Below are 24,924 nucleotides of genomic sequence, written 5' to 3'. Positions count from 1 at the left end.
GTGACGAGCCTTGTTTAAGGATCATGCAAACATTATCAATGCCATTTCAACTGCAGGTGAAATTTCAGGTCGAAAAAAGCTGCAAAAAATTGTTTATATAGCGAAGAAGTTATCCTTTCCTTTTCATGAAAAATTTCAATTTCACTTTTACGGACCGTACTCGGAGGAATTGACTTTACGAATAGAGGAACTTTGCGCAATGGGGTACCTGAATGAAGTGAAGGAGAAAAAGGCGGGCTATTATCAATACTGCTATTCCATTACGGAGGCGGGAAAAGACTTCTTGTCGATACAGGAAGTTGATATGCCTTCTCTTGATACATGCTTATTGGATATGAATGAACAAAATGCCCGGTTTTTGGAACTTGTTTCAACGGTCCTTTACTTTGATACGTTGGAAAAGGAAGAGGTCATTGAAAAAATCTTCACGCTGAAAAGCAAGCAAAAATATACGCTTGAAGAAATAGATGATGCATATGAATATATAGAGAAGCTACAAGGAAAAGCTAAGCCGAATTGATGGCTTAGCTTTTACGATTATGAACCCTTTTATTGGTCGCTTTTACGAACGCCGGCAACGGCTAAGTGGTTTTTAGCCATTTCTTCGATGAAAATCGTTACAGCTTCGGCTGGTGCACCGGTTGTTTCTGAAACAGCTGCTGTTACTTTTTCTACCAATGCTTTTTTTTGCTCCTCGGTACGGCCTTCAAGCATCTTGACTGTTACATATGGCATTTTCATATTCCCCCATTCTTTTTAATAGATGTAGTGTTTCACATTAGGGAAATATTTGCAAGATACTGAAATCAGAGTTTTTTCACATCTTGAAATTTTCATGTATACTAACGGTAATAAACATTGGGGGAGAAGCTATTGGATCAATTAGGACAGTTTTTGGCTTATAGTTTGGATAGGCTTCCTTACGTGATTGTCGTTCTTTTGATCGCGTTTACGGTTCATGAATTTTCCCATGCCTATGTGGCCTATAAATTTGGGGATCCGACAGCTAAGAATCAAGGAAGGGTCACCTTGAATCCCATACAGCATTTGGATCCAATCGGTACGCTCCTGATTTTGATTGTAGGATTTGGTTGGGCAAGGCCTGTCCCTGTCAATCGGTTTCATTTTAAGAATCCAAGACTGGCTGGCATACTGGTTTCCTTTGCAGGTCCGCTCAGCAATCTTCTTGTGGCGACGATAGGCTATTTAATCTGGTACGGGTTACTCGCTTCAGGGTTGGGACCTTACGACATGCCATTCTTCGTGGAACCTTTCTTTACGATGTTGATTCACTTAAATATCGTACTATTTGTATTCAATTTGATACCACTGCCACCTCTTGATGGGTATCGGATCGTAGAAGATCTGGTTTCGGTGGAAATGCGTGCGAAAATGACTCAGTATGAGCAATACGGATCCTTGATTTTCCTGATTTTAGTCATCACACCGTTGGGTAAATATACAATCAGTCCGATTATGAATGAACTTGTACCATTTGTTCGTGACAATCTCGGACACACTTTAAGTCTTTTGTTTTTTTAATATAGTAAATGACGAAACTGAAGGGGGTTATTAACATGGAAGAACAACCAAAGAAAAAGATAGGCTTCAATATTATTAAAAATGATCCGATGAAAGGCCATGGCGGATATGGCGCTGGTGTTTTAACGCTCGACAATATTTCACCGGTCATCATTGATGTGGATGCTGGTGAAGCGGAAGTCGACATCGGCGCGATGCATGCAAGAAGTGCTGTGGAAAAAGGAATCAAGTTTCTAAAGACAAAAGAGGAAGTGCCAAATGGGAAACCCTACTGGCTTGTTTGGGTAACGATTGAAGCCCTGCAAAATGGTCCGTACTATGCCGGGGTGACCGCTTGTGAGATGACGGTGGACCGCTCAATCAGACGTGGGTACAAATCCTTGCCGGAACATGTTAACCGGATGGATAAATCCTTGAAACGCCATATCATCGTCGAGGATATGGACGATAAATCAAAAAGCATCCTTGCCGAGTTCCTGAAAAACCACGATGCAGGAATGTGGGAGCGTTCATCCGATGAGCTTAAACAGTCTTTGACGGTTTAAATGTGTATTATTGTATGAAATGTGAAGTTTAGTAAAAAAATCACTTGTACGAAGCGAATAAAATCAGTAAACTTAGAGACAGCAGTTTAGACACTGTGGAACTAGGACAGAAAAACCCCGAAGCCGCTACCGGCTTCGGGGTTTTTCGTTATCCCCAAGGTTTTAAGATTTTTTTATACCAGGGGTTTTTATGTTTCCCGTCCTTCGGAGCACTTTTGGTGTTCTTTTGCTTGAAGTGCTCTTCACAGTATTCCACGGGTTCGGTTCCTTTTACATAGTAAGTTAATCTGGAGACGGGGCAGGCATCTGTTGCAAGTTTGCCGCTTGCTGGATTGACATGTACACCGATTACATTACCCGTTTCCTTAAAGGGTTTGGAAGGTTGCCCTTTCAAACCCTTCTCCATATAGGATGCCCATATTTTTTTCGCATAACTTTTTTCGGCGGGGATTTCTATCTTTTTCCCTTGATCGTAGCCAGTCCATACACCTGCAACCAGTTGAGGCGTATAACCGACCATCCAGCTGTCGGTGGAAGTGGAACCCGACTTCCCTGCGACGCGGTGCGTCAATTGGGAACTGATCGTGCTCCCTGTCACCTTCGTGTAGCCGTTTAGCGTTTCGTCAAAAACCCCGGTAAGCATTTCAGTCATGACAAATGCCTTATCCTTATCCAGAATCTGTTCACCTTTCTGGGATCGTTCGAAGATGACTTCACCTTTTCGGTCTTCCACCTTGGTGATGAATGTAGGCTCTACTTTTTTGCCGCCATTAGCCAGGATTCCGTACGCATTGACCATTTCAATGGGCCTCACATTGGATGTGCCAAGTGCAAGGGAAGGGACCGCATCCATTTTGGAAGTGATGCCAAAACGACGAGCCGCATCAACCAATGCCTGTTCGCCGAGAAATAGATGGGTCTTCACGGCATAAATGTTATCGGATAAAGCAATGGCCTGTGCCATCGTTATCTCATCATTCGCATACTGATAGTTATAGTTATGCGGCTTATATGAAGTATGGCCATCATCAAAGGTAAAGGTTGTGGCCTCACTTTTTAAAGTGGTTGACGGTGTAAACCCGTTTTCTAGTGCTGAATAGTATAGAAGCGGCTTTATTGTCGATCCTGGCTGGCGTAGGGCCTGTGTGACACGGTTGAATGGTGAAGCTGTGTAGTCAGTGCCCCCGACGAGTGCGCGGACTTCCCCGGTCCTGGGATCCATGGCCACCAGTGATGCTTGGATGCTAGCCTGTTCGGGTATGACAGTGGAGAGGGACTCCTCTGCGATGCGCTGTTGATTTTCATCCAATGTGGTATAAACCTTTAAGCCCCCGAGCTCGATTGTCCGGTCATCTAAATGAAGTTGCGTTTTTAGGGCCTGTTTGACGGCATCCTGGAAGTAAGGAGCCATTTTCTTGGTTACAGTACCATGTTCGCCATTTAAAGAAAGGGATGCCTGGAGGGCTTCATCCGTATCAGCTTTTGAAATATAGTCTTTGGTTTGCATGGCATGCAGGACGACCTTTTGCCTTGATTTGGCTTTATCCAGGTTGTCCAAAGGCGAATAGTTGGATGGCCCCTTTGGGATTCCGGCTAGCATGCTTGCCTCCGGAAGCGTCAAATCCTTGGCATCCTTACCGAAGTAATATTGGCTTGCAGCTTGTGCTCCATAGGCGCCATGGCCATAGTAAATCGTATTTAAATAGCCTTCTAGAATGTCTTTTTTTGAGTAATTCATTTCCAGGCGTATTGTATAGAACGCTTCATTGAGCTTACGCGACCACGTCTTATCATGGTCAAGGAAGAGATTCCGGGCATATTGCTGGGTGATCGTACTTGCCCCTTGAACCTTGGACATGGCACGGACATCAGCAAGAATGGCGCCACCGATCCGTTTTATATCAAAGCCCTTATGGGTGTAAAATTGGCGATCTTCTACTGCGACTGTTGCCTTGACTAGTTCGGGTGAAATCGATTCCAGCCCGACCCAGTAGCGTTTTTGACCATTATCGGATTCTCCAATCACATTTCCGTCATGGCTATAATATAGGGTAGATTGAGGTACAGCCAAAGGCGGCGGACCTAGTATTTTTGCATACATCAGTAAAGAGAGAAGCAAGACAAAGAGAATGATGAGACCTATTGTGGCAAAAATGATGAAAGCCCGCACATATTTAGTTGTCCTTTTAAAACGTTCGCTTGGAATGAGCTCCATTGCTTTCACCTCTCTTATTTTTAAAAAAAGAATCTATTACTATTATGGAAAAAAAAGATATTTTTAAACATAAGAAGTGGAATTGTAATATTTATCTTGCATTTCTGGTAGATTCGTCTATACTTTTTCTAGCTAATGGGTATACCGAATATCGGCCAATTAGTTGAAAGACTATAAGATTTTGGAAAGGAAGCGTTAATAAATGAGCATTTGGTTTACTGAGAAACAAACAGAGAATTTTGGTATTACGATGAAAGTGAATCGTACTTTACATACGGAACAAACGGAGTTTCAAAAGTTGGATATGATTGAAACTGAAGAATGGGGAAATATGCTTTTGTTGGATGACATGGTGATGACATCCCAACGCGATGAGTTCGTTTACCACGAGATGGTAGCCCATGTTCCTTTATTTACACATCCTAATCCAGAAAATGTTTTGGTCGTAGGAGGAGGAGACGGCGGAGTTATCCGTGAAGTTCTTAAGCATCCAAGCGTAAAAAAAGCTACACTGGTTGATATTGATGGAAAGGTCATCGAATACTCCAAGAAGTATTTACCTGAAATTGCAGGCATGCTAGAAGATCCACGTGTCGATGTGCAAGTAGGGGATGGCTTTATGCACATCGCGAAGAGTGAAAATGAATTCGATGTGATTCTTGTGGACTCTACCGAACCAGTGGGTCCTGCTGTAAATCTATTTACCAAAGGCTTTTATGCCGGCATCTCCAAGGCTTTGAAAGAAGACGGAATCTTCGTTGCCCAATCGGATAACCCTTGGTTTAAATCGGACTTAATCCGCGATGTACAGCGCGACGTGAAAGAAATATTCCCGATCACAAGCCTTTATTTAGCCAATATCCCGACGTATCCAAGTGGGCTGTGGGCATTCACGATCGGTTCTAAAAAATATAATCCGCTTGACGTTCCAGACGAGCGTTTCCACGATATAGAAACAAAATACTATACAAAAGAACTTCATAAAGCAGCTTTCGTTCTGCCTAAATTCGTTCAAGATTTAGTGAAATAAGGGGGCATGAACATGCGATTCGATGAAGCGTACTCAGGCAATGTATTCATTAAAAGCCATCCGGACTTCGAGGAATCCGAAGCGGTGCTTTATGGTATGCCGATGGACTGGACAGTCAGCTTCCGTCCGGGTTCCCGTTTTGGACCAACAAGGATTCGTGAAGTTTCAATCGGCTTGGAAGAATACAGCCCATACTTAGACCGTGAATTGGAAGAAGTGAAATTCTATGATGCTGGGGATATCCCATTGCCTTTCGGTAATCCGCAACGCAGTATCGATATGATTGAAGAATTTGTAGACGGTGTGCTTGATGCCGGTAAATTCCCATTGGGCATGGGGGGAGAACACCTTGTTACATGGCCTGTCATAAAAGCCATGTTTAAAAAGTACCCCGATATGGCCATTATCCATATGGACGCCCATACAGATTTGCGGGAGGATTATGAAGGAGAGCCACTTTCCCATGCTTCCATCATCCGAAAATCAGCAGAGCTTATCGGGCCAAGTAATGTTTATTCATTTGGAATCCGTTCCGGGCTAAAGGAAGAATTTCAATGGGCAAGGGAAAATGGCATGCACATCTCTAAGTTTGAAGTGCTTGATCCCCTGAAGGAAGTATTGCCGCAATTAGCGGGTCGTCCGGTTTATGTGACGATAGACATCGACGTGCTTGACCCTGCGCATGCGCCGGGTACAGGGACCGTCGACTGCGGTGGTATTACGTCCAAAGAGCTTTTAGCTTCGATCCACGAGATAGCCCGTTCAGAAGTGAATGTGGTTGGCTGTGATTTAGTAGAAGTGGCCCCGATTTATGATCCATCTGAACAAACGGCGAATACGGCAAGCAAGCTGATTCGTGAAATGATTCTTGGTTGGGTTCAAAAGGGTTAAATATGATAGGGGAGGCTGTTCCTGCATTTTAGCGGGAATGGCCTTTTTTTGTATGTATTCGGGAAATATCATCGCTTTCCCTTCGTAATTAAGAGCTTGTCTTGCGTTACATTCAAATGAATTGCATACTAAGACAAGATATGAAACTTTATTTTCCGCTCCAAGTTGAAACTTCATTGAAGAATATTTATACTTATAAAGTTAAGAACGAGATGATGAAGGAAGTGTAGCTTTGACTCTTCATGATATAGATAAGCAGAATGTTAAAGTGACATTGCAGACAAAAATCAGGCATGGCTCTGAAACGGAAACGTATGAGCTCGTCACTTTTGGTACAAGGATGTATAAAGGGTCCGATTTGTATTTGCAATATGCAGAGGAAAATGAAGCCGGCAAAACGCAGACAACCATTAAGCATAAAACGAACGAAACGATTCTGCTTAGGAACGGTGCCGTTAAAATGAGACAGCTTTTCCGCTTGCAGGAAGCGACAAATGGACATTATGAAAGTATATATGGCAGGTTGGGGCTATCGACGACCACAAAGAAAATTCAGCATCAATGGGATGAAAAGAAAAAGGAAGGGAAACTGATCCTTCGCTATGCACTACATATGCAGGGAAGCGAACCCGGGCAATATGAAATGACGATTTCCTACAAGGAGGAAGCTTAGAACATGAATATAGTAAATGAGGTACAGGAAAAACTGAAACAGGAAATTAAAGATGCGGTTATTAAAGCTGGTTTGGCAACGGAAGAACAGGTCCCCCAAGTAGTGTTAGAACTTCCAAAAGATAAGACACACGGAGACTACTCCACGAATATGGCGATGCAATTAACGAAAATCGCAAAAAAAGCACCGAAAATGATTGCAGAAGCAATCATCGAGAACTTTGATCAGTCCAAGGCATCCATTGAAAAAATTGAAATCGCAGGCCCGGGATTCATAAACTTTTACATGGATAACTCTTATCTGACAGAGTTGGTTCCAGTGATTCTGAAAGCAGATGAAGCCTATGGGGAAAGCGATTATGGTAAAGGCGAAAAAATCCAGGTTGAGTTCGTTTCTGCAAACCCGACTGGTGACCTGCACCTTGGTCATGCGCGTGGTGCTGCTGTTGGTGACACGTTATGTAATGTTCTATCAAAAGCGGGATACGACGTTTCGCGCGAATACTATATAAATGATGCAGGTAACCAAATCAATAACTTGGCAATTTCAATCGAAGCACGGTACTTCCAAGCACTTGGCCTTGATAAAGAGATGCCTGAAGACGGTTACCGCGGCGAAGATATTATCGGGATTGGTAAAACGCTTGCGAAGGAATATGGAGATAAGTATGTTAACGTCGATGAAAAAGAACGTTATGACTTTTTCCGTGAGTACGGATTGAAATGTGAAATGGCTAAGTTGAAAACGGACTTGGAAAATTTCCGTGTCGGTTTTGATGTGTGGTTCTCGGAAACGTCCCTTTATCAAAATGGGAAAATCGACGAAGCACTAAGCGTTCTGAAGGAGAGAGGCCATGTTTATGAAGAAGACGGGGCAACTTGGTTCCGTTCAACAGAACTTGGCGATGATAAGGACCGCGTTCTTATCAAAAAGGATGGCTCCTACACATACCTGACACCGGATATTGCGTACCACCGCAATAAATTGGAGCGTGGATTCGACACCCTCATCAATATTTGGGGAGCGGATCACCATGGTTATATTCCACGTATGAAAGCGGCAATCGAAGCGTTAGGCTATAATCGTGAGCAGCTTGAAGTGGAGATCATTCAGCTTGTTCATCTATTCAAAGATGGCGAGAAAATGAAAATGAGCAAGCGTACCGGTAAAGCGGTAACGATGCGTGACTTGATTGAAATGGTCGGCCTGGATGCCACACGGTATTTCTTTGCCATGAGAAGTGCGGACACACATATGGACTTTGACCTTGATCTAGCTGTATCACAATCCAATGATAACCCGGTCTATTATTCACAATATGCTCATGCCCGTATTTCAAGCATCTTGCGTCAAGGTGTGGAACAAGGGATTAGCTATGAAGGCATCACTGATTTTACTGCTCTTTCTACGGAGAAGGAATTCGAGCTATTGAAGAAATTAGGGGAATTCCCACAGGCAATCGCGGAAGCAGCCGAAAAACGGATGCCGCACCGCATGACGAATTATATTTTCGACCTGGCTTCTACATTCCACAGCTTCTACAATGCGGATAAAGTATTGGATAGTGAGAAAATGGATAGAAGTAAAGCTCGTCTTGCTCTAGTGAAATCGGTTCAAATTACGTTGAGAAACGCACTGGCACTAATCGGCGTTTCTGCACCGGAAAAAATGTAATAAGAAAAAGCGGCCGTTTCCCGTGAAACGGCCGCTTTTTTATTTAATGAAAACAGATCCCCCGCTTACTCTTTTCACTCCACGGATTCTAGACATCTCTTCAATCAATTTCAGCATCGCCTGATCCTTCATTTTTGCTTCAATCATGAAATCAACATCCTTCCCCAACTCCGTGAGTGCTTTTAGGAGGGGCATAATGAAGGCAATATCAATATAATCGGCATGTGAACGAAACGCACTGGCTGACTTTGGGGAAGAAATATGGATTGTAGGGACCGAATTGCTGTCTTCCCATGTAGTGTAGACATCGGTGAGTAGCTCGTTAAGCGGCTCCACCGATAGATTGGCAAGATGGTGATGATAATCAAAGACGAAAGGAATGCCTTCCCGCTTACATACACGTAACGTTTCGGAAGCTGTATAGGTTTTATCATCATTCTCCAGGGTCATCCTTGCTTTTACATGTTCAGGGAGCGACCTGAGGTTGTCGTGAAAGCGAATGATTGCTGAATCTTTATCACCGTAGGCGCCGCCAATATGGATATTGATGAAGGATTGGTCTGCAATGCCCATCGCTTGAAGCATTTTATAGTGAAATTCCATATCCTTCACGGCATTTTCTGTAATGCTTGGTTTCGGGCTAGTGAAAAGCGTAAATTGGTTCGGATGAAAGCTGACCCGCATGTTGTTCGCCAATACCCAATCCCCAAGTTGTTTCCATTCTTTTGCAAAAGGGGTGACAAAATCCCATTTTACATCCGGGTGAGTCGCCAAGGGCACGATGGAACTGGAAAGTCGGTAAAGCTCGACCTGATGGGCCGTATTATACTGAAGGACCCGCAATGTGTTCTCGATATTTTGTTTGGTCACCTCTAATAGCTTTTGCCTTCCTTCTTCCTGACCAAGCTCGTTATATCGTTTGAAGGTCAGGGTCTTTGCAGGGGAGGCCTCCCAAAGACAGGTTGCATTGGATACAAATCCGAATCGTATTTTCATTTTCTTCACTCCCATTACCCGATTTTTAAAGAAAAGGGGAAAGGATGGCAGCTAGTGATTCTTTTACTGAACGTAAGATATTAGGGGAGGAGAGTGTCTTTTCCGCTATTGGGTTAGATTCAGCAATGTCGATCGCCAATTCATCCTTCACATCTTCTATGCAGCGGCGGTCATATATTAAACAATTGATTTCGCTATTCAGGAATAAACTCCGTTTATCAAAATTTGCCGTACCGATATCACACATAATATCATCGATCAATATCACTTTAGAATGGTAGAACCCTCTCTGAAATTGCATGATGGAGGCGCCTTCTCTTAATAAAATTCTAAAGTAGCGGAATGATGCCTCTTTAACTAGGGCATGGTCCGAAACGTCCGGAACGATGACGGTGACCGCTACCTTTCTGGAAAGGGCTTCCCTTAATGCTTCAAACAATTTATGGCTTGGGATGAAGTAGGGTGTCCCAATAATAATTTCCGTATCAGCTTTTTGAATCAGGTTTATCAGAGTTTGTTCAAGGTCGCTTCCATTAGTCACGATGAACTGTTGAGCTTGTGAGCCAGGAACTAATTCAGGAAAATAGGCGGGAGTCCCCCTGAAATCTTCTTTTGTATCATAAAACCAATCAGAAAGGAAAACTTCCTGTAAATCCTTCACTCCTTCCCCCGTGATTTTCAGGTGGTAATCACGCCAAGGGTTTAGCTTTTCTCCTTGATTAATATATTCCTTCCCAATATTAAAACCGCCCAGATACCCAATCCTTCCGTCAATTACGGTGATTTTCCGGTGATTTCTTCTTTGCGTGGAATAGAAAAGGAAAGGGGTCTTCGGTTTAAAGCTATATGAAAAGTGAACATTGCTTTTCTTTAATTCTTGAATGGACTGCCGGGACATTTTTTTACCTCCGACCCTATCTACCAACAGCCTTACCTCCACACCCGATTCTGCCTTTTTTTGAAGCAACTTCAAAAAGTCATTGCTAAATTGATCCTCTTTCACGATATAAAAAAGAATATGTATGGACTCCTGGGCCCGTTCAATTTCTTTCAGGAAATCTTCGAATAGGATTTTCCCTGATGTAAAGACGGTCATTTCACTTTTACGGGGCGGGAAAGTGATGTTCGTTGCCCGCTTTACCTGCTGCTTATAGCCTAATTTGAAATCAACCCAGCACCAAGTGAGGATCAACATTAATATAGAAAAAAACGTAACGAACACCTTCAACACGATCCCCCCTTAATGGTTTAAGTTAGTTTGACTCAAACAACCTATTTGTAACCATTAATTAAGTACAAGAGAAAGTGGATTTTTTTAAAAAATAAGAAGGGTAATTGACGGAATTGTCGAACTTTACTAGTGGGTGTAGAAAAATAACAATATTTACAAAGAAAAAAGTTGACTGAATGCTCATTCATTATATAATGGAGATAATCAAATTTCAGGAAAATGCCATTTTTTCTATAATTTTAAAGTGGTGATCTGGCATTTTTACACGATTCACGAATATATAAAAGGGGGAACGCATGCAATGGAAATGAATGGCCTGCTGTGGATTAACTTAATTGCATTTTTACTTGTAACCGCTTACGCTGCTGGATTATTTGTCTATTTAATCAGGACTCGAATGGCCTATATAAAGCTTGGCAAAAAGGTGGAATTCGATAATCGCGTCAAAGAACGGCTGGTTAAAATTGGGGTTTATGTATTCGGACAAAAGAAGCTCTTTAAAGACAAGAAGAGCGGGATCATACACTCCATGTTATTTTATGGTTTCATCTTAGTACAATTTGGAGCCATTGACTTTTTTATCAAAGGATTAAAGCCAGGATGGCATTTACCATTTGGTCCGGTATACCCGGCGTTCACTTTCTTTCAGGAAGTCGTGACGCTCACGGTTCTTGTTGCAATCTTATGGGCAGCATACCGCCGTTATGTAGAGAAGCTTGTTCGATTGAAAAGAGATTTTAAAGCAGGGTTGGTCGTCATTTTCATTACCGGAATCATGGTTACCGTATTAACAGGTAATGGAATGGGAATGATCTGGCACGGTCATGATGCAACGTGGTCAGAACCCGTAGCATCCAGCATTGCGTTTTTATTCAACTGGATGGGACCGACCGCAGCGACTGTCGTGTTTTACGTAGCTTGGTGGTTGCATTTGATCATCATATTATCGTTCCTTGTCTATATCCCGCAGTCCAAGCACGCTCATTTAATTGCTGGACCCGTTAATGTATTCCTGAATCGTTTGGATAACCCGGGTAAGCTGAAGCCGGTGGATTTAGAGGAAGAGATTTTGGATAAAGAAGGAAATCAATATTATGGTGCCAAATATATCGAAGACTTAACGCAATATCAAATGATTGACCTATATGCCTGCGTAGAGTGTGGTCGCTGTACGAATATGTGTCCGGCCACAGGTACGGGAAAAATGCTATCGCCGATGGATATCATTATCAAAATGCGTGATCACTTAACGAATACAGGGGCAGCCGTTACGACTAAGCAACCTTGGGTTCCGTCTTTCGTATTTGGAAATACAAAGGGCAACCAAATCGCTTTAGCGAGTGCGGGGCAGGGGGCGCAGGAGTCTGCAGCAGCAACCGAGGCCTATAGCGCTAGCCTTATTGGGGAAGTCATCACGGAAGAGGAACTATGGGCATGTACAACGTGCCGGAACTGTGAAGATCAATGTCCGGTCATGAATGAACATGTTGATAAAATCATTGATATGCGCCGTTACTTGGTGCTGACGGAAGGTCGTTTGGATCCCGATGCCCAACGTGCGATGACAAACATCGAACGCCAAGGGAATCCTTGGGGATTGAACCGTAAAGAAAGAGAAGACTGGATAGGTTTACGTGACGACGTTGTCATCCCAACCGTCAAGGAAATGAAAAAAGCGGATGAGGAATTTGAATATTTATTCTGGGTAGGCTCGATGGGGTCGTATGATAACCGAAGCCAAAAAATCGCCCTTTCTTTTGCTAAATTAATGAATGAAGCTGGCGTCAAATTTGCCATCTTAGGAAATAAGGAGAAAAATTCGGGCGATACTCCTCGCCGTCTAGGAAATGAGTTTGTTTTCCAAGAACTGGCCATGAAAAATATCGAAGAATTCCAGAAAAACGATATCCAAAAAATCGTGACCATCGATCCGCATGCATATAATATCTTCAAGAATGAATATCCGGACTTTGGACTGGAAGCGGAAGTGTACCATCACACGGAATTACTTGCTCAGCTTGTTAAGGAAGGAAGACTGGTACCGCAATTCCCGGTCAATGAAACGATTACCTTCCATGACTCCTGTTACTTGGGAAGATATAACGATGTATACAGCCCACCACGTGAAATCTTGCAATCCATTGAAGGCGTCAAACTTGTCGAGATGGAACGTAACCGTGAGAAAGGAATGTGCTGTGGAGCTGGGGGCGGCTTGATGTGGATGGAAGAGGAAACGGGTAACCGAATTAACGTTTCCCGTACCGAACAAGCTCTTGCAGTAAACCCAACTGTTATTAGCTCAGGTTGCCCATACTGTTTGACGATGTTGTCGGACGGGACGAAGGCAAAAGAAGTTGAAGAGAATGTGAAAACGTATGATGTTGCCGAATTACTCGAAAAGGCAATCCTGGGAGATAGTAAGCCAGTAGCGTCTTAAGTTAAATAGAATTGCCTGCTTCTTTTAAATGAATACATTCACTAGAAGCAGGCAATTTCTCTTTTATATAAACTAAATATTTTAATTTTTGTAAAAAATATGTAAAATGGAATTAAGCGCTTTCAAATTTTTTTTATACGGACATCGAGCGAGCGTTCAATCAATTTACCTGAGGAGGAAATGAATAATGACGAAAACAGTGATCATTAGCGGTGTGAGAACACCTTTTGGTAAGTTCGGCGGGGGCCTCAGCAGTTTGACAGCCTCACAGCTTGGTGGAATAGCAATCAAAGAAGCGGTTGAACGGGCAGGGATTGATGGAAGCAAGGTAGGCGAGGTCATTATGGGGAATGTGCTCCAAGCGGGGCAAGGGCAGATCCCTTCTCGGCAAGCAGCACGTAATGCAGGGTTACCTTGGGAAGTGAAAACGGAAACGATAAACAAAGTTTGCGCCTCAGGTCTTCGAAGCGTGACATTGGCAGATCAGATTATTCGCTTAGGGGAGGAAGAAATCATCGTTGCTGGTGGAATGGAATCGATGAGCAACGCACCATACATTCTCCCGAAAGCGAGATGGGGACTACGGATGGGCGATGGTCAGCTGAAGGATACGATGATCTCGGATGGCCTTAGCTGTAGCTTTACAGGCGTACATATGGGGACGTATGGAAACAGTACAGCTGCAGAACTGGAGCTTACGCGTGAGCAGCAGGATAGCTGGGCTTATGAAAGTCACCAAAAGGCCATTAAGGCAATCGATGCCGGAATTTTGGCTGAAGAGATCATTGCCGTAGAGGTTCCGGTAAGAAAAGGAACGCCTATGACGATTGAGCATGATGAAGGCCCAAGAAAAGATACATCAGCCGAGAAGCTGGCCAAATTAGGTCCGGCCTTTAATAACGAAGGGACCATCACGGCTGGAAATGCCCCAGGGGTCAATGACGGAGCGGGAGCCCTTGTCTTAATGAGTGAAGAACGTGCAGAAAAAGAAGGGGTAACGCCTTTTGCCTATATTTTGAGCCATGCAGAAGTGGCTGTGGAAGCCAAAGACTTTCCCAAAACACCTGGTTTGGTCATCAATGAACTCTTGAAAAAGTCCGGTAAATCCATCGAGGACATAGATTTATTTGAAATCAATGAAGCCTTTGCCGCTGTCGCCCTAGCCAGTGGGAAGATTGCGAATGTCAATCCTGAAAAAGTAAATGTAAACGGTGGTGCCGTAGCATTGGGACATCCGATTGGGGCTAGTGGAGCCCGCATCATCATCACGCTTATGCATGAATTGAAACGTCGCGGCGGCGGATTGGGCATTGCAGCCATTTGCAGTGGCGGCGGTCAGGGAGATGCCATTTTAATAGAAGTGCCAACGCAGGGAAAATAGATTGCTAGATAACTAAGGAGGGATTTTGGATGGGCATTCAAAAGGTTATGGTCATTGGTGCAGGGCAAATGGGTTCTGGTATTGCCCAGGTATGCGCAATGAGCGGCTATGATGTTCTATTGCATGACTTGAAAGAAGAATATGTAGAAAAGGGATTAGGTACGATTACCAAGAACCTTTCCCGACAAGTAGAAAAAGGAAAACTGCCTGCTGAAGATAAAGAGGCAACGTTATCCCGGTTGACAGCATCAACGGATTTGAATCAAGCGAAAGATGTGGATTTGGTCATTGAAGCAGCCATTGAAAATATGGAAATCAAAACGAAGCTTTTTGCCCAATTGGATGAAATCGCCCCGAAGCATGTCATACTGGCGACCAATACGTCATCGCTTCCCATTACGGAAATAGCTGCTGCGACAAAAAGGCCGGAGAAGGTGATCGGCATGCATTTCATGAATCCGGTTCCGGTCATGAAGCTGGTCGAGATCATCCGTGGTCTTGCTACAGCAGACGACGTATATGAAGAAATTGAGGAAATGGCAAAGTCCTTAAGTAAGGTCCCGGTCGAAGTGAATGATTTTCCTGGATTCGTTGCGAACCGGATACTGATGCCAATGATCAATGAGGCGGTTTATACCCTATACGAGGGTGTAGCAACCAAAGAGGCGATCGATGACGTCATGAAGTTAGGCATGAATCATCCCATGGGACCACTTACACTCGCGGACTTCATTGGCCTGGATACATGTTTATACATAATGGAAACCCTCCATGATGGGTTAGGGGACGACAAATACCGTCCATGTCCGTTATTGAGGAAATATGTAAAAGCAGGTTGGCTTGGTAAGAAGTCAGGACGTGGTTTTTATGAATACAGTTAGTCTTCAGGTAGAGCAAGGGCATCAGGGGAGGAATGTAGGGATGGATTTCCAATTCACAGAAGAGCAGGAAATGATGCGCAAGATGGTCCGTGATTTTGCCGAAAAGGAGATAGAGCCCCATATAGAATCGATGGAAAGAGGGGAGTTTCCCAAAAAGATCCTCCGTAAAATGGGTGAACTTGGACTGATGGGTATCCCGATCCCAGAGCAATATGGTGGAGCAGGGATGGATTTCATGTCTTATATCATTGCCATCAATGAAATTTCTAAAGTGAGCCCGACTCTGGGTGTCATACTTTCGGTCCATACTTCCGTTGGCACGAATCCAATCGTTTACTTCGGAACGGAAGAACAGAAAGAGAGGTTTGTCCCGAAGCTTGCTGCAGGTGAATACTTAGGTGCCTTCTGTTTGACGGAACAAAGTTCAGGATCCGATGCTGCGAGTTTGAAAACAAAAGCCGTAAAGGAAGGCGACACCTACCGGCTGAACGGTTCAAAGGTATTCATCACAAATGGAGCGGAGGCAGATGTTTACATTGTATTCGCTTCCAGTGATCCGAGTAAGAAAAGCAAGGGCATTTCTGCCTTTATCGTAGAAAGAGGAACACCTGGCCTTATTTTCGGGAAAAATGAGCGGAAAATGGGACTTCATGGTTCCAGTACGGTACAGGTAACCTTTGAAGATATGAGAATACCAGCTGAGAATCTCCTTGGTAACGAGGGTGAAGGGTTCAAAATTGCAATGGCCAACCTGAACGTTGGAAGAATAGGCATTGCTTCTCAAGCCCTCGGTATTGCAGAAGGCGCCATGAAACATGCTGTCGAGTATGCAAAGAGCAGGGTGCAATTCGGCAGACCGATTGCCATGCAGCAAGGCATCGGTTTCAAATTGGCCGAAATGGCCACGAACATCGAGGCTTCCAGGTTATTAGTCTATCAAGCGACCTATCTTCAGTCGCTTGGGTTACCTTGTGGCAAGGAGGCATCGATGGCAAAGTTGTTTTCATCGAAGACGGCTGTAGAAGTGACAACTGAGGCCATTCAGGTATACGGAGGGTACGGGTATACAACGGAATACCCGGTCGAACGTTACTTCCGGGATGCCAAGGTGACGGAAATTTATGAAGGAACCAGTGAGATACAAAGGATCGTCATTAATAAACATCTCTAAAACCAAGAAGATGGGGGACATGGATATGCAATTTAAATTAACGGAAGAACATGAAATGATCAGGAAAATGGTGCGTGATTTCGCTGAAAATGAAGTGGCTCCAACAGCAGCCGAAAGAGATGAAGAAGAACGGTTTGACCGTGAGATTTTTGATAAAATGGCTGAACTTGGACTGACCGGAATTCCATGGCCAGAAGAATACGGTGGCATCGGAAGCGATTATCTTGCGTATTGTATCGCAATCGAAGAACTATCCCGTGTATGTGCCTCTACAGGGGTTACACTTTCGGCCCATACATCCCTTGCTGGTTGGCCGATCTATAAATTTGGTTCGGAAGAACAGAAACAAAAATACCTTCGCCCGATGGCTCAAGGTGAAAAAATCGGTGCATATGGTTTGACGGAACCAAGCTCAGGGTCTGATGCCGGTGGCATGAGAACAACTGCCAAGCTTGTAGGAGATGAATACGTCATCAATGGTTCGAAGATATTCATCACGAACGGTGGTATCGCCGATACGTATGTAGTATTTGCATTGACAGATCCGGAGTCTAAACAAAAAGGAACAAGTGCCTTTATTGTCGAGAAGGATTTCCCAGGCTTCAGTGTAGGTAAAAAAGAGAAAAAACTCGGAATTCGTTCTTCACCGACAACTGAAATCATTTTTGATGAATGCCGTGTACCAAAAGAAAATCTTTTGGGAAAAGAAGGCGAAGGGTTCAAAATCGCGATGATGACTCTTGATGGCGGACGTAACGGAATTGCCGCTCAGGCAGTCGGTATTGCCCAAGGAGCCTTGGATGCGGCGGTTGGTTATGCAAAAGAACGCGTCCAGTTTGGAAAACCTATTTCCGCACAGCAGGGAATCGGTTTTAAATTGGCGGATATGGCGACAGGTGTCGAGGCTTCGCGACTCTTAACGTATCAAGCGGCTTGGCTGGAGTCAGTGGGCCTCCCTTATGGAAAGGAATCCGCCATGTCGAAACTTTTTGCCGGGGACACAGCCATGAAAGTAACAACGGAGGCTGTTCAAGTGTTTGGCGGGTATGGATATACAAAAGATTACCCGGTTGAACGCTTTATGCGTGATGCAAAGATCACCCAAATTTATGAGGGAACACAGGAAATTCAAAAACTGGTCATCTCAAGGATGATAACTAAATAGAGTCGAAACCAGGTTTTCCGGAGAGGCCCTTCCGCCTCCCGGAATACCCTTTTCATTTTTCTGAAAGGCTCCCTGAAGGTGAAGGGTGAGCTTTCTAAAAGGGGTTTAAGAAATGGAAAAAAGAGAAGTTCAAGCATCTGTCAAGGATGAGAGGCTGATCGAGAAAAGGCGTAAGCAGATGATTAAAGGTGCCGTTAACCTATTTAAAGAGAAGGGGTTTCACCGGACGACAACAAGGGAGATTGCTAAAGCATCCGGTTTTAGTATAGGTACGTTATACGAGTATATCCGGACGAAGGAAGACATTTTATATCTCGTCTGTGACTTTATTTATGATGAGGTCCGGGAGAAACTTCAGAGGGAAATCGAACAGAGTGATGGGACGCTAGATAGCCTGAAACTGACGATCGCCTATTTTTATCAGGTAATGGATGAGATGCAGGATGAAGTATTGGTCATGTATCAAGAGGTGAAAGCCTTGACCAAGGATGCCTTACCATACGTTTTAAACAAGGAAATCGAAATGGTGGGCATGTTCGAAAAGGTCATCACCAATTGTGTCAAGAACGGGGAGCTTCACTTGACGAAGCAACAGATCAGCCTCGTCTCCCATAACATTTTCGTTCAGGGACAGATGTGGAGTTTTAGAAGATGGGCTTTACACAAAAAATTCACGCTTCAAGAGTATGTTGAAATCCAAACAGAATTATTGACCCATAGTGTATCGATTCAGAAACATGCTGATATCAATTCATTTCAATAAGGAGGAGTCAAATGAGTACAATTGAAGTGTATCAACCTAAAAACCATATTCGGTTCGTGACGGCTTCGAGTTTATTCGATGGCCATGATGCATCCATTAACATTATGAGAAGGATTCTTCAGGCAAGCGGGGCGGAAGTCATTCATCTAGGCCATAACCGCTCGGTCGAGGAAATCGTGAATGCAGCGATTCAAGAGGATGTCCAGGGTATCGCGATGTCATCCTACCAAGGTGGGCACGTGGAATACTTTAAATATATGTATGACTTATTGAAAGAAAAGGGAGCCGAACACATTCGAATATTCGCTGGTGGCGGCGGTGTCATCTTACCAAGGGAGATTCAGGAACTCCATGAATATGGGATTGCCCGTATCTTCTCTCCTGATGAGGGCCGCGAGTATGGGCTACAGGGAATGATCAACGTTTTGATGGCAGAGTGTGACTTCTCGACAGTAAAGCCATCCTTGCAGGACCGTTTTGATGAACTGATTGCAGGAGAAACGAGTGCGGTTGCCCAATATATCACCTGTGCAGAAAATAGGCTCGACGCCGCCCAGGAATCAGCCGCAACAGTAGAAAGTCTCCTTGAACAGGTCAAGACATCAGAAAAACAGGTGCCGGTGCTCGGCATTACAGGAACGGGAGGAGCTGGGAAAAGCTCACTGACTGATGAGTTGATCCGACGTTTCCTCAATGAAATTCCGGAGAAGAATGTGGCGATCCTTTCTGTCGATCCGACAAAACAAAAAACTGGCGGGGCGTTGCTTGGTGACCGGATCCGAATGAACGCCATTTTTTCCAATCGAGTCTATATGCGAAGCTTGGCGACTCGCCATTCAAAAAGTGAGCTCTCACTCGCCATTCAAGATGCCATTTCAGTGGTCAAGGCGGCAGGCTTTGATTTAATCGTCGTAGAAACGAGTGGAATCGGCCAGGGAGATGCGGGCATTACCGAGATTTGCGATGTGTCCATGTATGTCATGACAAGTGAATTCGGAGCCCCTTCACAGCTTGAGAAAATTGACATGATCGATTATGCCGATTTGATCGTCATCAATAAATATGAGCGTAAAGGGTCTGAAGATGCTAAAAATCAGGTTCAGAAACAGTATCAAAGAAGCCACACTTTATTTGATCGAGACACTTCCGAAATGCCTGTATATGGCACCATCGCTTCGCAATTCAATGACCCAGGCACGAATGCTTTATTCGCCGTTCTTATCGAAAAGTTAAATGAAAAGGCCGGGACGAATTGGAGCACGACTTTTTCAAAAGAAGCGGATGTCTACAAGCAGAATGTCATCATTCCAACTGACCGGCGGTACTACTTACGTGAAATCAGTGAGACGGTCCGGAATTATCATAAGAAGGCCCGTGAACAAGTCAAACTGGCAAGAAGATTGTTCCAGCTGGAAGGGGCGATAGTGGCGGTCAAGGAAAATGGGTGTGAGGAAGCTGTCATGGAGTCACTTGAGGCATCGAAAAAAGAAACCGTTTCCAAGTTATCGGCCGAATCGAAAGCCATCCTGACTGGCTGGAACGAGTTAAAAGAGAAATATTCGGCCACACAGCTTGTCACGAAAATCAGGGATAAGGAAATCGTCACAAATCTAAAGACGAAAAGTTTGTCCGGGTTAATGATCCCAAGGGTTTCCCTTCCTAAATACGAAGACTATGGGGAGATACTAGGGTGGGTCTATCGAGAAAATGTACCTGGCCATTTCCCGTATACGGCCGGAGTTTTCCCATTCAAACGCGAGGGGGAGGATCCCAAGCGCCAGTTTGCCGGCGAAGGGTCACCGGATAGAACGAACCGCCGTTTTCATTACCTATCTAAAGATGATGATGCAAAACGCCTTAGCACCGCCTTTGATTCGGTTACGTTATATGGGGAAGACCCTGATTACCGGCCGGATATTTACGGGAAGGTAGGAGAAAGTGGCGTCAACATCTGCACGTTGGATGATATGAGGAAATTGTATGCCGGCTTTGATTTATGCGCCCCATCCACCTCGGTGTCCATGACGATCAATGGCCCTGCGCCCATTATCTTGGCCATGTACATGAACACGGCAATCGAACAGCAAGTTCGCCTGAAAGAAGGGGAATTAGGCCGTTCGCTCACAAAGGAAGAATATGAACAAGTTCAGGATTATACGCTTCAAACGGTCCGTGGGACAGTTCAGGCTGATATTCTCAAAGAAGATCAAGGGCAAAATACCTGCATCTTCTCTACTGAATTTGCCTTAAGGCTGATGGGGGACATCCAAGCATATTTCATAGATAAAAAGGTCCGGAATTATTACTCGGTTTCGATTTCCGGCTATCATATCGCAGAAGCGGGAGCCAATCCTATTTCCCAATTGGCCTTCACTTTGGCGAATGGCTTTACGTATGTCGAATATTACTTAAGCCGCGGCATGGATATCAATGACTTTGCTCCAAATCTGTCATTTTTCTTTTCCAACGGCCTTGACCCGGAATACACTGTTATCGGAAGGGTCGCGAGACGAATATGGGCGACAGTCATGCGTGATAAATATGGTGCCAATGAACGCAGCCAGAAGCTAAAATACCACATCCAGACATCGGGACGTTCCCTGCATGCACAGGAAATCGACTTCAATGATATACGGACAACTCTACAGGCCTTAATGGCCCTGCAAGATAATTGCAACTCGCTTCATACCAATGCATACGACGAAGCCATCACTACGCCTACAGAAGAGTCTGTACGCCGTGCCATGGCCATTCAGATGATCATCACGAAAGAACATGGACTATCCAAGAATGAAAATCCGATGCAAGGTGCCTTCATTATTGAAGAGTTGACTGAACTAGTCGAGGAAGCCGTCTTGAGGGAGTTCGATAGCATTAATGATAGAGGCGGTGTGTTGGGCGCCATGGAAACCCAGTATCAACGAGGGAAGATTCAGGATGAATCCATGCATTATGAAATGAAAAAACATACAGGGGAACTCCCAATCATTGGGGTGAATACGTATTTGAATCCGAATCCCCCAACAGAAGAAGCTGTGAACAGCATGGAAGTTGCCCGAGCTACAAAAGAGGAAAAAGAAGGGCAAATCGCGAATCTTCGTGCATTCCAGGAAGAAAACAAGGAAAGTGTTGAGGAAGCCTTGAACCGATTAAAGGACACGGCAATGAACGGGGGAAATATTTTTGCCGAACTGATGGCGTGCGTGCAAGTCGCGAGCTTGGGTCAGATAACAAGTGCATTATATGAGGTTGGCGGACAATACAGAAGAAATATGTAAAAGGGAAGGGGTATCCTTAAGGGATGCTCCTTTTTCAGAACCAATTTTCATCATTTTTCGGAAAATGAAACATTTACCTTATAAATTCCTTGAAAAGGGGCAAAGATGATGATTCACCCCTATCTGTGATTGGTAGAATCAACTCGAAGATACTGATGTTAAAAAATAAGGATTAATTCGCACATCAATCTCAAATCTTTTTTAACGTTATTTGTGGGTGCTTTTTCCCTTATACCTTCCTTGAAATAGATTTAGTTTTTATAAGCCAGTAGGGAAAATCTGTGAAAGTATCAGATAGAACTAGCATAAACCCATTTAGATTGTTTATAATGGATAATATGTCTAGCAGGAATTGTCGTTATTTTACCGAAATACTGTTTTAGATTATTTTTTTATGTGAAAAAACATGACTAGTCGTGTTCGAATAGAGAAGGGAAGTGCGGAACTTGAGTTTGAAAAAATACTCGAAAGAGCAAATTATGGAAATGTCCTTGATAGAAATCGCATATGAAGTGTTGGTTGAAAAAAACGAACCCATTCTATTTAAAGACTTAATGAGTGAAATAGCTTCACTTCAGCATTTATCAAAAGCGGAAGTGGCAAAGAGAATTGCCCAGTTCTATACGGATTTGAATGTAGATGGCCGATTTACTTCACTTGGGGAAAACCGTTGGGGATTGAAAACTTGGTACCCGGTTGACCAAATTGAAGAAGAAGTTGTGCACGTTGTAAAAGTGAAGAAGAAAAAGAAAGCGAAGAAAGCTGCAGTGGTCGTTGAAGACTTCGATGATATTGAAGACGAAGATCTAGATTTCGAGGAAGATATTGATGACTTGGATGAAGATGATGACGATGACGACGATGATGAAATCTTAGGCGGCGCAGTTATCGACGAAGTACTTTTAGAAGACGACGTGGATGATGACGACGATTTAGAAGAGGAAATTATTGAAGATGAAGTTTTCGAAATCGACGAAGATGAAGACGAAGATGAAGAAGACGACGAAAAAGAGAAATAAATAATCGCCCCTTGACTTTTTAAGGCGAAATTTGTAGAATCATTTTTGGGCTCCTTAAAAAAGGACACAATCTTAAAATTATATCGCTCCCTTACTTTTTTGTAAGAGGAGCGTTTTTGTTTTTGATGATGGAATGTTAAAATGACATCATTTTTTTATTTTTACAATGAATACGCGTAAAGTGGTAAAAACTATAGATATCAGTAAAAAGTTCATGTTAAACACAGGGAACTTATCTAATTGGCATGCCAGGCATACCCCATCTTACCGTCCGAATTCTTGGTTACTTCTAAGAGATAAGATTGTAAGACCTGGTTTGTTCGTCTATATCTGCCGGAATAAACAAAGGCAGAAGGTTCAATGGAATCAAGAGAACGGCAGTTGATGAAAACATTCATAGGAGGATATGAGATGACTAAATATATTTTTGTAACGGGTGGAGTAGTTTCCTCTTTGGGAAAAGGGATAACAGCAGCTTCTCTAGGAAGACTTTTAAAAAATAGAGGGTTAAATGTAACAATTCAAAAATTCGACCCATATATCAACTTGGATCCAGGAACAATGAGCCCATACCAACATGGTGAAGTGTTCGTAACGGATGATGGCGCCGAAACGGATTTGGACTTAGGTCACTATGAGCGTTTTATCGACATCAATCTTGGTAAACACAGCAATGTGACAACAGGTAAAATTTATTCAACCGTTTTACGAAAAGAACGTCGCGGAGACTACTTAGGCGGAACTGTTCAAGTTATCCCTCATATTACCAATGAAATCAAAGAACGGGTTTTCCGTTCAGGAAACGAAACGAATGCGGATATCGTAATCACTGAAATCGGTGGAACAGTCGGCGATATCGAATCTCTTCCATTCCTTGAAGCCATTCGTCAAATCAAAAGTGACATTGGAATCAATAACGTCATGTATATTCACTGTACTCTTGTTCCTTACATTAAAGCTGCCGGTGAAATGAAAACAAAACCAACACAGCATAGTGTTAAGGAATTACGCAGTCTTGGTATTCAACCGAATATCATCGTAGCACGTACTGAAAGACCGATATCACAAGATATGAAGGATAAGATCGCTTTATTCTGCGATATCGATAAAGATTCAGTAATCGAGTGTCTTGATGCGGATACACTTTATTCAATCCCGCTTGCCCTTCAAGCGCAAAATATGGATCAGATTGTGTGTGACCACCTACAACTAGATTGTGGAGTGGCAGAAATGGAAGATTGGAAAGAACTTGTTAAAAAAGTTACTTCTTTGACGAAGAAAACGAAAATTGCCCTTGTTGGTAAATATGTTGAATTGCAAGATGCATACCTTTCTGTTGTCGAAGCACTTAAACATGCAGGATACGCATTTGATGCGGACGTTGAAGTGGATTGGATCAATTCCGAAGATGTATCGAAAGAAAATGTTGCTGAATTGCTTAAAGATGCAGATGGAATCCTTGTCCCTGGTGGATTTGGAGATCGTGGAATCGAAGGAAAAATCGCAGCAATCGAATATGCACGTACAACGAAAACGCCGTTCTTCGGTATTTGCTTGGGTATGCAATTGGCATCCATCGAATTTGCACGCAATGTTCTAGGTTTGTCTGAAGCGCATTCAGCAGAAATCAATGCAGATACACCAGACCCAATCATTGACCTTCTACCAGAACAGAAAGATGTGGAAGACTTGGGTGGTACGTTACGTCTTGGTCTATATCCATGTAAGCTTATCGAAGGTACAAAAGCATATGAGGCATATAACGATGAAGTCGTATATGAACGTCACCGCCATCGCTATGAATTCAACAACCATTATCGCCAAGCCATGGAAGAGGCAGGATTCGTCTTCTCTGGTACAAGCCCAGATGGCCGTTTAGTGGAAATCGTAGAATTGCAAGATCACCCTTGGTTCGTGGCATCACAATTCCATCCGGAATTCATATCACGTCCAAACCGTCCACAACCACTATTCCGTGACTTTGTGGGTATGTCTTTGAAACATAACGAAAAATAATAAAAACAAAAAACAG

At 43.5% G+C, this 24,924-nt stretch carries 20 protein-coding genes; 16 read left to right on the top strand and 4 right to left on the bottom strand.

Translation table 11 applies throughout. From position 1 onward, the window contains the following. Positions 1-10: 10 nt before the first annotated feature. Positions 11-520 carry a YwgA family protein gene (locus tag ACIQXH_RS14325; RefSeq protein WP_402870231.1) on the top strand — a complete coding sequence of 170 codons (510 nt, stop codon included), beginning with the start codon at positions 11-13 and terminating at the stop codon, positions 518-520. Positions 521-549: 29 nt separating this feature from the next. Here the strand turns inward: ACIQXH_RS14325 and ACIQXH_RS14320 are convergent, their stop codons facing one another. After that, complete coding sequence (locus ACIQXH_RS14320) at positions 550-735, bottom strand: 2-hydroxymuconate tautomerase (RefSeq protein WP_402870233.1); 186 nt, start codon at positions 733-735, stop codon at positions 550-552. Positions 736-873: 138 nt separating this feature from the next. Here ACIQXH_RS14320 and ACIQXH_RS14315 point away from each other — a divergent pair, with 138 nt between their 5' ends. Both ACIQXH_RS14315 and ACIQXH_RS14310 read left to right on the top strand, forming a co-directional pair. After that, complete coding sequence (locus tag ACIQXH_RS14315) at positions 874-1,542, top strand: site-2 protease family protein (RefSeq protein WP_402870235.1); 669 nt, start codon at positions 874-876, stop codon at positions 1,540-1,542. 35 nt (positions 1,543-1,577) lie between these two features. Further along, positions 1,578-2,087 carry a YwhD family protein gene (locus ACIQXH_RS14310; RefSeq protein WP_402990518.1) on the top strand — a complete coding sequence of 170 codons (510 nt, stop codon included), beginning with the start codon at positions 1,578-1,580 and terminating at the stop codon, positions 2,085-2,087. A 148-nt stretch (positions 2,088-2,235) separates the two neighbouring features. On the opposite strand, the gene ACIQXH_RS14305 is transcribed toward ACIQXH_RS14310, so the two are convergent. Next, positions 2,236-4,302 carry a transglycosylase domain-containing protein gene (locus ACIQXH_RS14305; protein WP_403079724.1) on the bottom strand — a complete coding sequence of 689 codons (2,067 nt, stop codon included), beginning with the start codon at positions 4,300-4,302 and terminating at the stop codon, positions 2,236-2,238. Between the two features lie 202 nt (positions 4,303-4,504). Between ACIQXH_RS14305 and speE the strand changes: the two genes are divergently transcribed. From speE to argS, 4 genes are all read left to right on the top strand, one after another. After that, entirely contained in the window at positions 4,505-5,332 is an 828-nt protein-coding gene (gene speE / locus ACIQXH_RS14300) for a spermidine synthase (RefSeq protein ID WP_402870241.1), read from the top strand. Between the two features lie 12 nt (positions 5,333-5,344). Then, a complete protein-coding gene (gene speB, locus ACIQXH_RS14295; RefSeq protein ID WP_403124175.1) occupies positions 5,345-6,223 on the top strand; it encodes an agmatinase in 879 nt (292 codons plus the stop codon). A 232-nt stretch (positions 6,224-6,455) separates the two neighbouring features. Further along, a complete protein-coding gene (locus tag ACIQXH_RS14290) occupies positions 6,456-6,896 on the top strand; it encodes a YwiB family protein (RefSeq protein ID WP_402954930.1) in 441 nt (146 codons plus the stop codon). 3 nt (positions 6,897-6,899) lie between these two features. Beyond that, positions 6,900-8,570: an arginine--tRNA ligase gene (gene argS / locus ACIQXH_RS14285; protein ID WP_403079720.1), complete on the top strand. Its 1,671-nt coding sequence runs from the start codon at positions 6,900-6,902 to the stop codon at positions 8,568-8,570. A gap of 39 nt (positions 8,571-8,609) precedes the next feature. On the opposite strand, the gene uvsE is transcribed toward argS, so the two are convergent. Together uvsE and cls are read right to left on the bottom strand one after the other, a co-directional pair. Then, positions 8,610-9,566: a UV DNA damage repair endonuclease UvsE gene (uvsE, locus tag ACIQXH_RS14280; RefSeq protein WP_402870251.1), complete on the bottom strand. Its 957-nt coding sequence runs from the start codon at positions 9,564-9,566 to the stop codon at positions 8,610-8,612. A gap of 25 nt (positions 9,567-9,591) precedes the next feature. Further along, positions 9,592-10,797 (bottom strand): cardiolipin synthase, encoded by a 1,206-nt coding sequence (cls, locus tag ACIQXH_RS14275; RefSeq protein ID WP_402990509.1) that lies wholly within the window; start codon positions 10,795-10,797, stop codon positions 9,592-9,594. Positions 10,798-11,104: 307 nt separating this feature from the next. On the opposite strand from cls, the gene ACIQXH_RS14270 reads away from it, so the two are divergent. From ACIQXH_RS14270 to ACIQXH_RS14230, 9 genes are all read left to right on the top strand, one after another. Next, positions 11,105-13,234 (top strand): heterodisulfide reductase-related iron-sulfur binding cluster, encoded by a 2,130-nt coding sequence (locus ACIQXH_RS14270; protein WP_402871306.1) that lies wholly within the window; start codon positions 11,105-11,107, stop codon positions 13,232-13,234. Between the two features lie 187 nt (positions 13,235-13,421). Next, positions 13,422-14,615 carry an acetyl-CoA C-acetyltransferase gene (locus ACIQXH_RS14265; RefSeq protein ID WP_402870253.1) on the top strand — a complete coding sequence of 398 codons (1,194 nt, stop codon included), beginning with the start codon at positions 13,422-13,424 and terminating at the stop codon, positions 14,613-14,615. A gap of 29 nt (positions 14,616-14,644) precedes the next feature. Further along, on the top strand, positions 14,645-15,496 hold the full coding sequence (locus tag ACIQXH_RS14260; protein ID WP_402870256.1) for a 3-hydroxybutyryl-CoA dehydrogenase: 852 nt from the start codon (positions 14,645-14,647) through the stop codon (positions 15,494-15,496). Between the two features lie 40 nt (positions 15,497-15,536). Next, entirely contained in the window at positions 15,537-16,667 is a 1,131-nt protein-coding gene (locus tag ACIQXH_RS14255) for an acyl-CoA dehydrogenase (RefSeq protein ID WP_402871309.1), read from the top strand. A 25-nt stretch (positions 16,668-16,692) separates the two neighbouring features. Next, entirely contained in the window at positions 16,693-17,832 is a 1,140-nt protein-coding gene (locus tag ACIQXH_RS14250; protein WP_402870258.1) for an acyl-CoA dehydrogenase, read from the top strand. 112 nt (positions 17,833-17,944) lie between these two features. Then, positions 17,945-18,595, top strand: coding sequence for a TetR/AcrR family transcriptional regulator (locus ACIQXH_RS14245; protein WP_402870260.1), 651 nt, complete (start codon positions 17,945-17,947; stop codon positions 18,593-18,595). A gap of 11 nt (positions 18,596-18,606) precedes the next feature. Then, a complete protein-coding gene (gene icmF / locus ACIQXH_RS14240) occupies positions 18,607-21,873 on the top strand; it encodes a fused isobutyryl-CoA mutase/GTPase IcmF (protein ID WP_402870262.1) in 3,267 nt (1,088 codons plus the stop codon). 446 nt (positions 21,874-22,319) lie between these two features. Continuing rightward, positions 22,320-22,892: a DNA-directed RNA polymerase subunit delta gene (gene rpoE / locus ACIQXH_RS14235; protein WP_402870265.1), complete on the top strand. Its 573-nt coding sequence runs from the start codon at positions 22,320-22,322 to the stop codon at positions 22,890-22,892. A gap of 411 nt (positions 22,893-23,303) precedes the next feature. Continuing rightward, entirely contained in the window at positions 23,304-24,908 is a 1,605-nt protein-coding gene (locus tag ACIQXH_RS14230) for a CTP synthase (RefSeq protein WP_402870269.1), read from the top strand. The last annotated feature ends 16 nt before the right edge of the window (positions 24,909-24,924 follow it).

Origin of the sequence: Peribacillus sp. NPDC097225, from assembly GCF_044761955.1 — a bacterium.
GTDB lineage: Bacteria > Bacillota > Bacilli > Bacillales > DSM-1321 > Peribacillus.
Note: the sequence above shows the minus strand (reverse complement) of the source record. Positions and strands in the feature narration are given on the sequence as shown.

Excerpts from the sequence above, each read along its gene's own strand:
- ACIQXH_RS14305 (WP_403079724.1), bottom strand. The coding sequence starts at position 4,302 with ATGGAGCTCATTCCAAGCGAACGTTTTAAAAGGACAACTAAATATGTG.
- ACIQXH_RS14250 (WP_402870258.1), top strand. The coding sequence starts at position 16,693 with ATGCAATTTAAATTAACGGAAGAACATGAAATGATCAGGAAAATGGTG.
- argS (WP_403079720.1), top strand. The coding sequence starts at position 6,900 with ATGAATATAGTAAATGAGGTACAGGAAAAACTGAAACAGGAAATTAAA.
- ACIQXH_RS14270 (WP_402871306.1), top strand. The coding sequence starts at position 11,105 with ATGAATGGCCTGCTGTGGATTAACTTAATTGCATTTTTACTTGTAACC.
- ACIQXH_RS14230 (WP_402870269.1), top strand. The coding sequence starts at position 23,304 with ATGACTAAATATATTTTTGTAACGGGTGGAGTAGTTTCCTCTTTGGGA.
- ACIQXH_RS14260 (WP_402870256.1), top strand. The coding sequence starts at position 14,645 with ATGGGCATTCAAAAGGTTATGGTCATTGGTGCAGGGCAAATGGGTTCT.
- speE (WP_402870241.1), top strand. The coding sequence starts at position 4,505 with ATGAGCATTTGGTTTACTGAGAAACAAACAGAGAATTTTGGTATTACG.
- ACIQXH_RS14245 (WP_402870260.1), top strand. The coding sequence starts at position 17,945 with ATGGAAAAAAGAGAAGTTCAAGCATCTGTCAAGGATGAGAGGCTGATC.
- speB (WP_403124175.1), top strand. The coding sequence starts at position 5,345 with ATGCGATTCGATGAAGCGTACTCAGGCAATGTATTCATTAAAAGCCAT.
- ACIQXH_RS14320 (WP_402870233.1), bottom strand. The coding sequence starts at position 735 with ATGCCATATGTAACAGTCAAGATGCTTGAAGGCCGTACCGAGGAGCAA.
- icmF (WP_402870262.1), top strand. The coding sequence starts at position 18,607 with ATGAGTACAATTGAAGTGTATCAACCTAAAAACCATATTCGGTTCGTG.
- ACIQXH_RS14265 (WP_402870253.1), top strand. The coding sequence starts at position 13,422 with ATGACGAAAACAGTGATCATTAGCGGTGTGAGAACACCTTTTGGTAAG.
- ACIQXH_RS14255 (WP_402871309.1), top strand. The coding sequence starts at position 15,537 with ATGGATTTCCAATTCACAGAAGAGCAGGAAATGATGCGCAAGATGGTC.
- uvsE (WP_402870251.1), bottom strand. The coding sequence starts at position 9,566 with ATGAAAATACGATTCGGATTTGTATCCAATGCAACCTGTCTTTGGGAG.
- ACIQXH_RS14310 (WP_402990518.1), top strand. The coding sequence starts at position 1,578 with ATGGAAGAACAACCAAAGAAAAAGATAGGCTTCAATATTATTAAAAAT.